The sequence below is a fragment of the Pirellulales bacterium genome (assembly GCA_019636345.1).
In the GTDB taxonomy this organism is placed as follows: Bacteria; Planctomycetota; Planctomycetia; order Pirellulales; family Lacipirellulaceae.
Map to the genome: position 1 here is coordinate 65,808 of JAHBXQ010000007.1, position 14,915 is coordinate 80,722.

The 14,915-nt window shown below is 65.5% G+C and carries 8 protein-coding genes; 1 reads left to right on the forward strand and 7 read right to left on the reverse strand.

All coding sequences use genetic code 11. The features are described 5' to 3' along the window. The first annotated feature begins 150 nt into the window (after positions 1 to 150). Positions 151 to 1,260, forward strand: a complete 1,110-nt coding sequence (locus tag KF688_16065) for a SpoIIE family protein phosphatase (protein ID MBX3427194.1) — start codon at positions 151 to 153, stop codon at positions 1,258 to 1,260. Here the strand turns inward: KF688_16065 and KF688_16070 are convergent. The 7 genes from KF688_16070 to KF688_16100 form a co-directional block, all read right to left on the reverse strand. Beyond that, entirely contained in the window at positions 1,207 to 3,225 is a 2,019-nt protein-coding gene (locus KF688_16070; protein ID MBX3427195.1) for a PQQ-dependent sugar dehydrogenase, read from the reverse strand. The genes KF688_16065 and KF688_16070 overlap by 54 nt on opposite strands. 339 nt (positions 3,226 to 3,564) lie before the next feature. After that, positions 3,565 to 4,764: a hypothetical protein gene (locus KF688_16075; GenBank protein MBX3427196.1), complete on the reverse strand. Its 1,200-nt coding sequence runs from the start codon at positions 4,762 to 4,764 to the stop codon at positions 3,565 to 3,567. A gap of 339 nt (positions 4,765 to 5,103) precedes the next feature. Next, the gene (locus KF688_16080) at positions 5,104 to 6,636 is read right to left on the reverse strand and encodes a DUF3999 family protein (protein ID MBX3427197.1); all 1,533 of its coding nucleotides are present in this window, start codon (positions 6,634 to 6,636) and stop codon (positions 5,104 to 5,106) included. Beyond that, a complete protein-coding gene (locus KF688_16085) occupies positions 6,633 to 9,215 on the reverse strand; it encodes a DUF2339 domain-containing protein (GenBank protein ID MBX3427198.1) in 2,583 nt (860 codons plus the stop codon). The genes KF688_16080 and KF688_16085 overlap by 4 nt, the downstream gene beginning before the upstream one ends. Positions 9,216 to 9,556: 341 nt before the next feature. After that, entirely contained in the window at positions 9,557 to 10,306 is a 750-nt protein-coding gene (locus KF688_16090) for a hypothetical protein (GenBank protein MBX3427199.1), read from the reverse strand. A gap of 492 nt (positions 10,307 to 10,798) precedes the next feature. Next, entirely contained in the window at positions 10,799 to 13,216 is a 2,418-nt protein-coding gene (locus KF688_16095) for a glycoside hydrolase family 3 C-terminal domain-containing protein (GenBank protein MBX3427200.1), read from the reverse strand. Beyond that, the gene (locus KF688_16100) at positions 13,213 to 14,898 is read right to left on the reverse strand and encodes a family 16 glycosylhydrolase (GenBank protein ID MBX3427201.1); all 1,686 of its coding nucleotides are present in this window, start codon (positions 14,896 to 14,898) and stop codon (positions 13,213 to 13,215) included. Before KF688_16100 ends, KF688_16095 begins: the two co-directional genes overlap by 4 nt. Between the last annotated feature and the right edge of the window lie 17 nt (positions 14,899 to 14,915).

A 14,915-nucleotide genomic window follows, 5' to 3' on the forward strand; every position in this document is an offset into this window, starting at 1 on the left:
CGGAGCCTCGTCGCGGCGCAGAATGTGCACTCCGCTTGAGGTTGCAAGATAGCTCCTTGCGAGGCCGCCGAAATTCCCTGCGGCGATCGCTGCCGATGTGCGAATTTGCACGCTCCTTTCGCTGCCCTCCTCCTACATGTCGAGCGCACCATGGACCCGCAATTGGCCGCCTCAAGCGTCATCCTCGACTCCCTGGCCGAGGGTGTCTACGTCTGCGATCGGGATCGTCGGATCGTGTACTGGAACAAACCGGCTGAGCGGATCACCGGCTGGAGCGCCGAGGAGGTGGTCGGCCGTCGCTGCCTCGACAACCTCTTGTGCCATGAGGACAAGGACGGTCGTCGGCTTTGCGGCGAGGAGCACTGTCCGTTGCACCGCTCCATGGCGACAGGCGCGGCGAGCACCGTTCCGTTGATCGTCTTCGCCCAAGCAAAGGACGGACAGCGAATTCCCATGCAGGTTACGGTCGCGCCAATTTATGATGAGGCGGGAGTGGTCGTCGGCGGCGTTGAGACGTTTCGCGAGATGTCGACGGTCCTCGGCGATCTCATGCGGGCGAAACAGATCCAGGAACTCTCGCTTGAGCATGATCTGCCGCATGATCCGCGGATTGCGTTCACAACGGCCTACTCGCCCCACGATATCGTGGGGGGCGACTTCTACGCACTCCAGCGGCTCGACGCCGATCGCTATGGATTTCTCTTGGCCGACGTCATGGGGCACGGGGTGGCGGCCGCTCTCTACACGATGCATCTCAGTTCGTTGTGGAGTCGACGATCCGCCGATCTGCTTATGCCGGCCCAATTTGCGGCGGGAGTCAATCGCGAGTTGAGCCGGATCGTCCGGGACGAGTCGTTCGCCACGGCCATTTGCGGAACGATCGATGCGTCGTCGGGCTGCGTGCGATTCGCCTCCGCGGGAGGACCTCCAGCGATTGTTTTTCGCAGCGACGACTCGGTCGAGGAGATCGAGGCATCGGGTGTTCCGCTGGGGATGCTCGAGGACGCCGACTACGACGAAGTGACTGGCGAACTCCGACCTGGCGACGCCATGCTGCTGGTCAGCGACGGAGCGCTGGAGGTCATTGCGGCCGACGGAGCCATGTTGGGCGTCGACGGCTTGGTCCGCATCCTCCAGACGTACGGTTACCCCCGAAGCCCGCTCCCCATCAAGGCAGTCGAAGCAGAACTTCTTCGCTTCTCTAATTCAATCCGCTTGCAAGACGACGTGACGCTGATCGAGATGCGGTTCCTGACCTGATTGCGGAGTTTCGTCGTCGTGTCCGAAGCCCTCGGAGCGCTTGCCAGTCACGCGGCGGCGCATGAAGCCGAGGGTGGCCCCGCCCAGGAGCGCCGCGACCAGCGACCCTGGCTCGGGGACCGTCGTCGCCGAGGACGCGGCCGGCGCGTACTGCTGATTCCAGAACCCCAAATCAGCCGCACCGATCCGCCCGTCGCCGTCGGCGTCTCCCTGCGCCAATCCCCCGGCGGCTCCGGCGTTTCGTTGCCAAATCAGAAAATCGCGCCCGTCCACGGCCCCGTCGCCGTCAAAGTCGGCCGTCCCGACCGCCTCGACGATCCGGCGCATCATGCCGTCGCTCTTGCTGAGGATGTACAACTCGCCGTCGGCGTCGACCTGCAGACGGATGTCCGCTCGGCCATAGGAGCCGGTCGTTTGCGCGCCGCCGGGGAGATTCGGATCCAGGCCTCCCCGGTCGTGATAGGCGATCTCGATGATCTGATGCAGCGGTCCCCGCGTTGCGCCGCCGGTCGTGAGCATCGTGAAGAACTGCTCGCCCGACTCGCCGGGAGCTTCCCACAGCAGGTCGATCGAGTGGATCGTCGCAAGCGTCGCGGGGTTGCCGTCGTCGGCGGCCAGAACGTCATCGTAATCGGCCCACATCAACTGCCCTGTCGTGATGTCGCCGAAGATGAACTTGCCCTGAAGCGAGGGGATGTTCGTGCCCCGATACACGAAGCCGCTGCTGATCGCATCGCCGACGGGCAGACCTTGGCCGCTCAGCCCGTGGCCGTACTGCACGACCGGGTAGAGCGGGGTGGTCGTCCCCAACGGAGTCGAGGAATTGAGATAGTAAGTGACTTGGTCGGGCGCAGGAATCGGAGCGCGGCCGTAGAAATTGTCGAGCTGTTCGTTCCCTTCCCGGGCCGGGTAGCCGTAGTTTCCGCCTGAGTGGATCAGGTTCACCTCCTCCCAGGAATAGAGCCCAATGTCGTTGACGATCAATTGCCCCGATTCGGCGTCCCACGTCATGCGATGCGGGTTCCGCAGTCCCAAGGCGTAGATCTCGTCGCGAACCGCGGATTGCGGGAGGCTGGTGAACGGGTTGTCGGCAGGGATAAAGTACCGACCGTTGGGGCTGGCGGTCAGCGAAGTCCCGGCGTCGACGTTGTCGGGTCGAATGCGAACGACTTTCCCCGCCAGATTGTCCAATTGCTGGGGAGTGTTGCGAACGCTGGACGATTCGCCGTTCCCGCCGTCGCCGATCGAGACATACATCATCCGCCAATCGGGGTCGCCCGGATTGGCGTTGGGATTGAACGAAATGTCCCCCATGGGATGGATCCGGGTTCTTTGCCCGATGCGGAACAATTCCCGCGCCGTGCCTTCGAACACCGAATTGTGCGGATTCGTATCGGTCCATTCGACCAGCACGTTGTGAAACCCATTTGCCGCAGTGTACCCCGGGGCGTTGATCGAGGAGGTCGTCGTGTAGCCGGCCGTGTTGAAGCCCGGAAACGACGAGGCGTCGGGCGAGGTCGAGGCCCCGCCTTGTTCGATGTGGATCGTATAAAACTTGCCGTTGTTGGCGTAGTCGGGATCGAATTGAAACGAGACGAGCCCCGTCGCGTAACCCGCCTCCGTGTAGAGCCGCGGAAAGATGCCCGCCGCCGATCCGCGACCGTTGAAGTTGAGATACTCGGTGAACTCTTTCGATTGTTTGTCGAGGATGTACAGCGGACCGTTCAAGTCGTTGACGAACATCCGATCGGACGACAGGGGATCGTCGGCCAGGAAGTTCAGCCGCGCCAAGTAGGCGCTGTTTGCCGTTGCAGACGGATACGCGACGGAGCCCGTCATCGGAGCCGCGGCAAAGTCCTGCAGTCGCAGGGTCAACTCGGCGCGGGCGGCGACGGTCGTGGCGACGATCGCCGCGGCGGACAGCATCTGCACGATTCGCGCAGCAGGAGCGGGACGTCGATTCATGGGGCAAGACAAAAGCGAGGAGACGAACGATCCCGCCTTGATGCGCAGCGGGTCCGGCGATCCGTTCAGGATAACTCCCCGTTCGTTCCTGAGCGAGAGGACGGCCTGGGCGCCGAAGCGAGCCCGCGCAGCCCCAGTGCGAAAGCTCCGGATCGAGATCGGGCCCCGACGCCTCGAAAACGCGGCTGCTTCCGGCAGAATTGCTGTCTTCGGTCTCAGAGCCCGCTATGCTGTCCCCGGCGACGAGAGTCGTCAGCATCTGCGCGGTTGCGGACTTAGGGAAGTGTCTTGCGGCAATTCGACCCGACTTCCCGCGTTGTCACGCCGCGACGACTGAGTTCAAGGCGTAGCCTGCCGAGCCGAGTTCGGGTCCCCGCCTTCCGTCGTCGTCGTCGAACTCGCTCGTCGTTCGCGGGGCTGGTCGCCGCCGACGCGCCACTCGTACACAGCCAGGGCGTGAAGCGCATGCCCCAAGGCTCCGCGATGCCAGTCGGTTTTCTCCTTCCCTTCCAACAGGCCCGCCACATAGGCCAGTCCTCGTTCGAGCCGCTTGTCGTCGAGTTGCTCGGCCGGCAGCGACATGACCAGCCACTCGAGAATATGCCCGCTGGTCGTCAACCGGCGAGTCGCATCGGCGCGACTCTCGCGCGAGTCGAGCCAGGCCGTGCTGAAACTGCCGTCGGCGTTCTGCATTTCGAACGCTCGGCGCTGGTACGTGCGGGTCCGCTCCCGCGCCGTTCGCCACGGCTCGGCGAGCGGTTTCCCCGAGACTTCCCGGCGGTCGGCGGCCGAAGAGATGGCGTACAACCGATGAAGTCCCCCGCACGTCGCAGTTCGATCAATCGGTTCTTGCAACTCCTCGCGCAGGAGCCGTTCGATCGACCATGGTTCGCCCTGCTGGTTCTTCCAGGTTGCGTCCAACTCCTCGTAATGAGCCAGCCCGATGAGTTTGAACGTCAATTCACGTCCCGAGCGGCAGGTCCGCTTCTCGTGTTCGACGAGGTCCGCCACGACCAGCGTGCGCTCGCCCACGCGCAGCTCATAGTCGCGCTTGACGCGCGACTGGGCGAGCATCGCCAGGAACTGCCCGTCATGCCCCTGCCTGCCCGGCCCGACCGGCAGCTCTATTCCCGAAGCGACCGGAGTCATCAACTGCATGCCGGCCGAGGGATAGTTGAAGCATAGCCAGCCGATCGCCGTCACCGGTTCGCCGTCCGGTCCCCCGGAACGCACGGTCGCCTCGACGCCGTATGCGATCGACCAATGCAGGACCGACCACGGGGCGTCGTCGCGCGTGTTGAGCGGGTGGCGATAGTATGCATCCAACACCCGCCGCACTTGCGTGAGAAGCTTCGAGTCGACGGTCCCCGGCATCGGGTTGCCGACCTTGTCGGTCATTGCGGGCCGAGACGATTCCGCTGCCGAGGATTTCGTCGCGGACACGCCGTCGACGGCGGCGACCGCGCCGGTCGCGACGCTGCGCGGCTGAGAGATCGCGCCGTCCCCCGTCGCCAGAGTTGCCGCCGAGAGGTACGTCAAGCCGATCAAAACCGGAGGAAACGCGGAGGGGGACAAGGCAATGGCTCCGATAGCGGACTCGGCGGAAAGGCTGCCGCGACCGCGCTTCTTGGCGACGCAAGCAGGGTTCCCTGCGCATCGGTGCAATCGACGAGCCAAACCGCGGGATGCCTCCAAAGTCAGGGGCTCTGAGGAGATCGACCTTGCGTTCCACGTGAGTGCGCGAGTCGAGACCGCACACCGGCGGCTGTGCGGTCTCGACTCCCGAGTGATTCGGTTGGGGGAGCAGGCATGTCCTTCCGCCTAGCGCTTTGGCACGGTCCAAAAAACCCGAACTGACAAAGCGCTGGCGTCAGAAATCTACTCCCGCGGGAGCTGATCGACTCTTTGCATCGCCCGATACAGCCCGAAAGCCAGCAGCACGACGAGCACGCCTGTGGCGAGGGCGAGGAACAGGCCGCTGTCGAGCAGTCGTAGCAAGAGCGACTGCGGTTTCTCGGCAACCTCGGCCAGCGGGGCGATCGGGCCGAGCGTCGCCACGACCGGCTTCACGTCCGCCGCCAGCAGCGCATCGATCGCCGCGGCGTCGTAGCGGGGCTGTTCGACCTCGGGGTTGCCGTACGCAAGTCGGTACGCCCCCTGCGGCTGGCCCAAGAAGATCGCCTCGTACGCGGGTCCGCGGGCCGTGACGCCCGTCAGGTTCAGCGGCGGGCTGTCGCGATTCTCGACAATTACGCGCAGCCGCTTGGAGCGCGTTTCAGGAAACTCGATGCGGACGTGCTGCCGGCGCAGGTCACGAAACTCCAGTCGGGAGAGAACTCCCTGAGCAATCGAGCGCCATGCAACGGCGCTCCCGGGGCGTTCGCTTTCGGCCTCGACGCGAACGGTGCGGCTAAAGTTGCGATCCGCAACGACCAGTTCCAGCGACGAGATCGGCTGCCGCTTCGTCGAGACCATGACGATGGAGCGCTGCTGGTCGTCGTTCAGTTCGTCGACTTGAAAGTCGACCGCGTAGTCGGCCAGCCGGGGGCCTTCGGCGCGTTGACGGACGGTTTCGCGCCACAATTCAATCCGGTCGATGCGAAACGGGGTCCGGCGCACCAACACGCTTTCGGTCCGCTCCGCCTCGTCGCCGCTGCGAAGCTTGCGGGTGAGCTCCATCAGTTGCGATTGTTGCTCCTGCGTGACTTCCTTCACCACGATGCGAAACCGGCGATGCACGACTCCCTCGGGAAGCTCGGCCAGTCGCAACGAGTCGTCGCGGGCGTCGATGAGTTGCGAGTAGTCGTAGAGCAGGCCGTTTTCGACCCGCGGGATCCACTCGGCGTCGTCGGCCGAAGAGTCGACCTCGATCCGCCGCTCGAAATCGACCAGCGGCGAGACGATCCGCAATCCGTGGGGCGCGGGGTCGCGCTCGTCGATCTCGAACGCGATCTCGGCGCCGCCGTCGTCGGTCAGAACGACGACGGGTTTCGGGGCGGGCCAGGAGCTGCGCTCGACCTTGTCGCGGGTGATTGTCGCCCGGCGGAGGACCATGGCGACCTCGGCGTCGTCGGAGTCGAGCACGCGGAGATCGGGCATGCCTTCGTTGAGTTCGGCGTAGGCCTCGTCTGGCAGATCGATCTGAATCAGTTCCTCCCGGTCGAGCGGCTGGGCGAACGCGATCGGTTGAGCAAAACGGAGCGGAATCGCCGCGGCTTGATGCGCAGCGGTGGCGGCGATCGCCGTCGCCCCGGCCAACAGGACCGACGCGCCGCCGAACCGCACGGGGCGCAACGACGCACCGATTCGAGCCGACAGACTCGCCGCTCGGTGCGCGACGCGCGCAACGGGCGGCGAGCATTCGGACAGAACGATTGAGCGGAACACGGTCGCCTCCATAGTTCGTCTCACGTTTCGTCCTCCGGCGAAGCTCCGCGCTTGGCCAGTTGGAACGTCTCACGGTACTTGAGATACACGAACGACCCGGCGATGAGCAACACGCCGAGCACCACGAACGCGACGATCCGGTAGAACTGGTCGAGCTGCGCGAGATCGACGAAAAACACCTTCCATGAAACGACCGCGAACAAACCCAAACCCAGGTAGCGCAGGCCGGCGACGTTGCGAGCGATCCCCCGGCCGATCAGCGCCAGGGCGAACAGCGACCACAAGATCGACACGCCCCCCGGACGCAGGCCGTCCATGTAGCTGCGCAGGAACGTGTTGACTTCGAGCGTCAGATAAACGAACAGCATCGCCAGCCCCGCGCCTCCCAGGACTGTGCGGATCTTGGCGGCCGACCGGCGTCCGGCCAGCAGCGCGTACGCCCCGCCGAGATAGCCGACGATGGCCGCAAAGTCGATCGCGCGCATCGCCGCATCGCGGAACGAGTATTCGCCGTCGTACAGGAACCAAGTCGAAGTGCGCCACGACGGGAGATCGAACAGGGCTAGCTTGGCGACGAGCAGGCCGGCGATTGCCACAAGCGCCGACTGCAGGAACTTTGACTCCCACGCGAGCGCAGCCGTCAGGACGAGCCCTCCCAAAGCCGCCAACAGCACGGTCAGCACCGGCAGCCGAGCCGGCGGGTAGAAAAACCCGACCGTCCGGTTGAGCTCCAGGAACAGATACCCTCCCAAGGCGACGGCCGCCGCGGCCAGCAGACCGCGACCAGCGGCGGTCGTCGGAACCCACGCGGGAACGTCGTTGGCCGCAGCGACGGGCGGGGCGCCCACGGCCTCCGTCGTCGTTGCGGACTCGGCCGTCGGGCGCGGCAGCATCCGATACGCCAGGCCGAAGCAGCCGACCGGGATCCCGAACGCGACGACTCGCTCCGCCAGCGCCCGGACGTAGTCTTGCCACGGCAGGTCGCGCAGCGCGACCCTGCCCGGAAGAAACTCGCGGGACAAATCGAGCAGCAGAAACCGGCCCAGCACCACGGCGAACAGCAGGTAACCAAGCTGCCGCACGAACTGGCTCCCCAGCCGATCGGCGGCCCACAGGAAGACGACGGCCTGAATCGCCCAACTCGCGGTGATCCACTGCCGCGACAACGCCAGGGGCATCGCCACCGCCGAGAAAAACGCCGCTAGGCTGATGAACGAGATTAGCAGGTTGCGATCGACGAATTTGCGCCGCAGGAAATGCCAAGCGTGAGCGACGTAAAACGCCGCCAGCGCCACCGCGAGCACGGCGACCCATCGGCGGCCGAACCGCTCGTCCACCAGCCCGCCGCCGAGGATGAAGAACGTTCCCGCGTTGGCGACCAGCGCCAGCAGGTCGAGCAAGTTGGCCGGCGCGTGCCGGACCAGCTTGTACAAGAACGTCATCGTCGAGAACAGGATGAAGAACCCGACGAGGAAGGGAAAGACGTCGCCAAAGGGCCGCGTGGTCGCGCCCTCCAGCGCCGCGATCGTCAGTCCGTAGGTCCCCAGAAAGCTGAGCAAGTTCACCAGCGGCCAGTTCTTCCAGTAACAGACCGCCAGCACGCCGATCCCCAAGACCAGCAGGTACCCGAGCAACACCGGCAGGTTCGGCGGCCCCGAGCCGAGCATAAGCGGCGTCAAATACCCGCCGATGATCCCCAGCACGGCGACCAACATCGAGTCGAACCGCACGGCGACCCCGCCGGCCAGCGCGGTGACCAGTCCCATCAATCCGAACGCGGGCCCTTGGCCGATCAGTTGGAACAGGTTCGCCGCGGCGTAGACGGTGAAGTACAGCGTCGCCAGCCCCGCGCCGAGCAGCCCCTGCCCCAACAAGTGATAGCGCCGCCCCAAGATGCGCGTCCCGGCAATCAGCATCGCGAAACCGGTCAGGGTCGACAGCGCCACGCGAGCCTGCGGGCCGAGCCAGCCGTGATCGATCGAGTACTTCAAAAAGAACCCCACGCCCACGACCAGCACCAGCACGCCGATCCGCAGCAGCCATTGGCTCGCCACCGCGAACTCCATCGACACCCCTTGGGGGCGATGCTCTTCGCCGACGACGATCCAGTTCCAAATCTTCTCGAGCGCCTCGCGCGCGGCGACCTCGAACCGGCTCAGCTCGCGCGGCGGGGGGAGCGGGCGCTTTGTCGCGCCAGGCTCTGCGGACGCGGCGAACGTCGACGCCGGGACCGGCCGCGGCGGAACCGCGGACGCCCGTTCGCCGGCAGCCGAAGCGAGCGTCGGCTCGGGCGGAGTCGGGCCGACGCCGCGGAGGGGTTCCTCGGCCTCGGCCGTCGCGCGGGGTTCATCGAAGGGGGCTCTTGTCGCGAGCCGAGGCGCCTCGGCGGCTGCTGCACGCCGCGCCCCTTCGTCGTCGGCTCGCTCGTCCGGAGCGACCCGCTCCAGCCGTTCCAACGCCCGTCGCAACTGCCCGGCCATCGCATCCTGACCGCGCTGCAGTTCCCGCAACCCGGCGAGCAGCTTGAGCGGGGCGATCACAATCGCACCGATCAGGCCGCCGATGACGGCCAGCAGGACGAGCAAGGAAAACAAATCGTCCATCGCGCGCCTCCCCCAGGCCCGGAGGCCAACTCGCTCCTGCCGACGCCCGAGAACGAGCGACTGCGAGATCAGGAGCAAGCTAGCTCAGGGGTGGATTATCCACCCTTGGCGATGCGGGGACAAGCAGGCCTGAGAGGAGGGTGCCGGAGAGCGACGACGAGCCCGCCAATTGGGAGGAGCAACGGCCTTGTCGATGCAGATCTTGTGGGTTGTTCCCACTCACCGGAGTTCGAAATCCCGAGTTCCTCGAATTATTCGAGTTCACAAAGTCTAGCCGCTACCCGACCTCGCGCGACGAATCGCGATTCAGAACGGGCATACGACACTGCCGCATTGCGAACTCAACCCCGCGCAATGAACCGAGCGAACTTGCTTCGTGCGGAACGGCGGGAAAATGCCAGCGCCGCGATTGCACCAGCGAAGAGGAAGGACGAAGCCTCGGGAACGGCCGTGTAGGTATGAAAGTTGGTGAAGCTGATCGTGCCGCTATCCCCAGGATTGCCGACACCGACGCCCGCTCCGTAAGCCTCGTCCGAGCGCCACGCAGTCGTCGAAATATAAGTCCCCACGAAACGCATGGCGCCGCCGGGGACGAGGCCGATCGAGGCCATCGAAGTGCTGAAAGTGTGTGTTGAGGCTCCCGAGTTGCCTGTAGGACTCAGCCCCACGCTGTTGACGAATCCGTGCGATCCACCGGAGGTCAGCGACCACAAACCTCCGAACCCGGCGTCGAAGGCAATCGCGTAGTCGGCGGTCATCCCAGTCGCAAAATTAACCGTCGTACGCGTTCCGCCCGAATTGTTCGTGCCGCTAATAGCGTTTCTCAGCCCGTCGCCCGAGTCGGTGAACGAACTCGTACTACTGAATCCGCCGGCCGTCGTGTCCAGGTAAAGCACCAACGCATCGTTGAGGTTCCCGCCGCCCCGACTGAACGAGAAGTAGACGTTCACTCCGTCGTCGGTAATCACAAGCGAGCTGCCGCCGACCGTTCCCCCAAACCCGCTGTTGCCGTTGCCGGAGTACAACGTTCCGAAAGCGATCTGGCTACCCGCCAGGACGAGCGTACATGCGACCACGGATGCACGAATCATAGGAGTGTTTCCTTGCAGTACTCAGCGCCATGCGACGTTCAGCGGTCTGTCGCGACTCGGTTCCCCTGAGGGGCGACCTCGTCATTCAGTTCGCAAGAACGCGTCGTTGGCAGTTGCGGGGAGGAGTCGAATGGCGGTTGCTTGCAGATCGAGATTGACGAACGCAGAAAAGTTGGCCCGTGCGAGCGGGCTGGATAAGTAAGGTCGCCAGTTGCAGATTTTGGTATCTGAATCGCAAAAAATCAACAAAAACAAGAGTATCTGGCCAGTTCCGAGCGGTATTCCCTCAGCCAAACGGCCCTCCCACACCAAGCTTGGTTGCTCGATTTCTGAGGGTCGACTCGGCGGGGCAACGAGCCCAAGTCGCATTGGTAGCGGAGTTTACGTCCTATGCCGACTGATGCGAGACAGCTGCGACACCGTGCAGGGAGCGAAGGTCTGACCAAATTCTGGCCAACAGCGCCCCGTTCCGCCCCTCACGCTTGTTGCCGATCACTCGCCCTTCCCGCCAGGCACAAGTTGAATGTTCGCCGACAGCTCCACGCGCGAGTCCCCCCCGACTCCCAGGCGAAACTCGCCCGGTTCGATGAGGAACTGTTCGTCCTCGTTGAAGAACCCCAGTTGCGGTCCGCTGAGGGCGAACTCGACGACTTGCGATTCGCCGGGCGCCAGCGTGAGCCGGCGGAAGTCCTTCAGCTCGCGCACCGGCCGCGCGATGCTGGCGGCGACGTCGCGCACGTAGAGCTGGACGACTTCGGTCCCGGGGCGATCGCCCACGTTCGTCACCCGCGCCCGGACCGCGAGCGTCTGCCCCGCGGCGATGCTCGGCCGCGACAGTTCGAGCCCGTCGTACGCGAATTCCGTATAGGACATCCCGTACCCGAACGGGAACAGCGGAAACGGATCGCTGTCGACGTAGTGCGAACGGTAGCGGGTGTCGTTGTCCAGGTCGGCCACGGCGGCGAGCGTCGGCGGACGGTATCCAGGCGCCGCCGGCCGTCCCGTCGCCAAGTGGTTGTAGTACAGCGGAACCTGCCCGACGGATTTCGGAAACGAGATCGGCAATTTGCCCGAGGGGCTCTCGGCCCCCAGCAGCACCTCGGCGATCGCCGCGCCCCCCATCGTCCCCGGGTGCCACGCGTAGAGCACCGCGTCGACGACGTCGCACTCGCGCCCGATCGCTAGCGGCCGCCCGGACAGCACAACCATAACGACCGGGGCGTCCGTCGCGGTCAGGGCCTCGATCAGTTCGCGCTGCGACCCCGGCAGATCGAGCGTCGTGCGACAATGCGCCTCGCCGCTCAGGGCCGCCTCCTCGCCCACCAGAGCAATTACGACGTCGGCGGTGCGGGCCGCCTCGGCCGCTGCGGCGATCTCGGCGTCGCTGGGGCCGTATTTGCTCGCCGTGCAGGGAACATGGACGACTTCGACCCCCGGCCCCAACGAACTCTTCAGCGCGGCCAGCGGGGTGACGGAATCCTCCGCTCGGCCGTCGAGCGTCCAGGTCCCCAGTTGGTCGAGCGGCGCCTCGGCCAGCGGTCCGACGACCGCGACTCGCTTGAGCTTCGTGCCGTCGAGCGGCAAGGTGCGTCGCTCGTTCTTCAGCAGCACGAGACTTTCCAGGGCGGCCTGCTGGGCGATGCGACGATGCCGCTCGTTGAGCAGCGCCGGCTTGTCCGCGGCGGCGTACGGTTGCGTGAACAGTCCGAGCCGGACCTTGGCTCGCAAGATCCTCGCGACCGACTCGTTCAGGCGGTCTTCGTCAACGGCGCCGGAGGTCGTCAGCGTTTCTAAATGGTCGGCGAAGCAATCCGAACTCATCTCCATGTCGACCCCGGCCCGGACGGCCGCCTCGGCCGCCCCGCGGTCGTCGGCGGTGAAGCCGTGGACGGTCATTTCGGCAACCGACCCCCAGTCACTGACCACGAACCCGTGAAAGCCCCACTCGTGCTTGAGGACCCCGCGCAACAGGCGTTTATGGCCCGTGGCCGGGACGCCGTTGACGGTGTTGAAGGCGGACATCAGGGTCACGGCCCCGGCGTCGATGCAGGCCTGAAACGGCTGCAGGAACACGTTTCGCAACTCGCTGCGGGAGACCATCACGCTGTTGTAGTCCCGCCCCCCCTCGGCCAGTCCGTAGGCCACGAAGTGCTTCGGGCAGGCGGCGATGCCGTCGGCCAGGGTTCCGCCGTCGGGCTGCTGCAGCCCGCGCACCATGGCGGCGCCGAGCCGACTCGCGACCACGGGATCTTCGCCCAAGCCCTCGGCGATCCGACCCCACCGCGGGTCGCGGGCGACGTCGACCATCGGCGCGAAGGTCCAATGGATCCCCGCGCGGCGCGACTCGTGCGCAGCGACGGCGGCCGCTTGCTCGACCAGTTCCTCGTTCCAGGTCGCGGCTTGCCCCAGCGGGATTGGCGCCACGGTGCGAAACCCATGGATGACGTCGCGCCCCACGATCAGCGGCACGCCGAGTCGCGATTCCTCGACGGCGATCCGTTGGGCCTGACGAACTTGCTGTTCGTCGCCGGCGTAGAAGATCGACCCCAGTTCGCCCCGACGAATCTGGTCCCGAAAGTCCGGCGTCAGCGGCGGTCCGGGCGGGAACGCCTGTCGCATCTGGCCGATCTTCTCGACGAGGGTCATCTCGGCGATCAGCCGCTCGACGAACCCGTCGATTTCGGCGACGGTCGCGTCAGCCGCCGGCGGCGCCGGCCGCTCTCCGCGCCGCGGCACAAGCCGTTCCGCCCGCGCCGGCGCGTTCGTCGTCACCGTCGAGGCGGGGCGCGCCGGTCCCGTGGGCGACTCGTCGGCAGGCGTTCGCGCGGCCGCGACGAGCAAGATCCCGAATACGGCGGTTCCCGACAGGGCGACGGGACCGATCCCGCCGGCACGAATGGTTCTCTTCATGGTCCGGCCGCGCGGACCGTGTGCCGCGAAAGAAGCAGGCGTGTTTCGTAAATTCCGATTAAGGCGGCGATCGCCAAGACCGCGGTCGAGGGTTCGGCCACGACGGCGCTCGCCGCCGCGCCGACCGGCGCCGGTCCGCCAAATTGTCCGTGCCACAGGGCCAGATCGCCGCCGTCGGTGCGGCCGTCGAAATTGAAGTCGCCGACTGCCGGCGCCGTCGCGTCCGTCGAACCGTAGCCGCGCTGCCACTGCAGAAAGTCGGCCCCGTCGATCGTGCCGTCGCCGTTGGCGTCGGCGGGCATGGCCAAATCGAGATTCTCGAACCGCACCTCGTCAAAGTGAACGGCGCCGGAGCCGTTGTTGCGCTGGCGGAACAGCAACACGACTCGCGCTTCGACCGCTTCGTTTGGCGCCACGGTCGACAACGAGCGCGGAAGCCACACGTCCTGCGGCGAGGAGCCGTCGGCGACCGTCTGCACCAGCTCGCTGATCATGTCGGCCGAGCCGTACTTCCCGCCGAACTTGCGATAGAACTCGATCTTGAGCAAGGCGTCGTTGTTGGTGCCGACGATGCTGTCGCCCGAGCGGATGAAGGCGTTCACGTCGGCCTCGACCCGATTGCCCGCGACCACGGTGATCCCTTGCGAGACGCCGGAGTAGTTCTCCTGGATGATGGACTGGCCGAATAATTTCAGGGAGCCGCTTCCGTCGAGGTGCGCTTCGGCCGCAACTTGCACGTTGGGATTGGCGGCCAGCGTGTTGCCGAACGTGCTCCAACCGGCCAGTCCTCCTCCCGCCTCGTCGAACCCAGGATTCCGAAAGACGACCGGCGGGGGATTCTCAGCCCGCTCATACACGCGGACATAGTCGACCAGCATTTGCTGCGGCCAAACGCTCGAGCTGTTGGGCTGTGCGGTCCCCAGAAAATCGCCGCCGACCGCAACGTTGAGCACCGTTTCCATTTCCGCAGTCGTCGAACTGAGGAATCCGCCGACGTCCTGATTGTGAAGCGTCAAGTAGTTCACGTCGTCGACGAAGAATCGCAGCTTGTCCGCGTCCCACTCCACGGCGTAGACGTGAAAGTCGTTGTGGTAGTTCGACAAGACCCCGTTCACGCTGGTCCGCTGCTGGCCCCACTTGTACTGGTGAGCGGCGACGCTGCCGCCGTAGTGGTACGCGCTGCTCGTGAGATGGGGCTCGGTGCCGCGATTTTCGAGGATGTCGATCTCGCCCTGCGTCGGCCAGCCATGCACGGTCGTATCGGGCAGCAGCCAAATCGCGGGCCACGTGCCGCGGGTCCCCGGCAGTTTGGCTCGAATCTCCCAACGCCCGAACTGCTGCGTGATCTTGCTCTCAACCTTGCCGGAGGTATACGCCTTGCCTCCCAGCGGCGTGTTGTCGGCCGTCAGCACGAGATGGCCGTCGGCCACCGTAACGCGCGACGGGTGGTAGGCCTGCCGTTCGTTGTTGTAGGGGGTGAGCCAGAGGATCGGATCCCACTTCGTCGTATCGAGCGTCGTGCCGTCGAATTCGTCGCTCCAGGTCGGAACCCATCCGGGAGGCGCGGCCGGGGTTGAACTAGTCCCCAGTCCGAGCGTCGTGAGCACGGCGAAGACAGTCCGCCAGCGGCGAAGATTCTTGCCGGGGCTGCAGCGCGGCGGTCGTGAACAGGGGAAATGCATGGCGGCTGGCTCGGGAG

What these genes read in the sequence shown, in the direction of transcription:
- KF688_16090 (MBX3427199.1), bottom strand. Translation starts at nt 10,306, where the DNA reads ATGATTCGTGCATCCGTGGTCGCATGTACGCTCGTCCTGGCGGGTAGC.
- KF688_16085 (MBX3427198.1), bottom strand. Translation starts at nt 9,215, where the DNA reads ATGGACGATTTGTTTTCCTTGCTCGTCCTGCTGGCCGTCATCGGCGGC.
- KF688_16070 (MBX3427195.1), bottom strand. Translation starts at nt 3,225, where the DNA reads ATGAATCGACGTCCCGCTCCTGCTGCGCGAATCGTGCAGATGCTGTCC.
- KF688_16100 (MBX3427201.1), bottom strand. Translation starts at nt 14,898, where the DNA reads ATGCATTTCCCCTGTTCACGACCGCCGCGCTGCAGCCCCGGCAAGAAT.
- KF688_16095 (MBX3427200.1), bottom strand. Translation starts at nt 13,216, where the DNA reads ATGAAGAGAACCATTCGTGCCGGCGGGATCGGTCCCGTCGCCCTGTCG.
- KF688_16065 (MBX3427194.1), top strand. Translation starts at nt 151, where the DNA reads ATGGACCCGCAATTGGCCGCCTCAAGCGTCATCCTCGACTCCCTGGCC.